The sequence below is a fragment of the Streptomyces niger genome (assembly GCF_000718305.1).
GTDB classification, from domain to species: Bacteria; Actinomycetota; Actinomycetes; order Streptomycetales; family Streptomycetaceae; genus Streptomyces; species Streptomyces niger.
In genome coordinates, this window is sequence record NZ_JOFQ01000107.1 from 1 (window position 1) to 214 (window position 214).

The following is a 214-nucleotide window of genomic DNA, read 5'->3' on the forward strand; positions in this document are numbered from 1 at the left end:
GATGGTGAGCCAGTCGTGCCGGTCCGCGTACTCGCGGATCTGCCCACTGCGGTGCACATTCAAGTTGTCCCAGATCAGCACGATGGGGCCGCCGAGCTGGAGATGAGCCCGCACGATGAGGTCACGGTAATCCCGCCAGGTGAAACCCCTGTGCTCCCCTTTGAGGTGGCCCTGGACGCGAGGGCGGTAGATGAGCCTGCTGCGCTCACCGCCC

At 65.4% G+C, this 214-nt stretch carries 1 pseudogene; it reads right to left on the reverse strand.

Features of this window, described 5'->3' with window-relative positions:
- Positions 1–214, reverse strand: a pseudogene (locus IF20_RS40395) (IS630 family transposase); the annotation flags it as partial.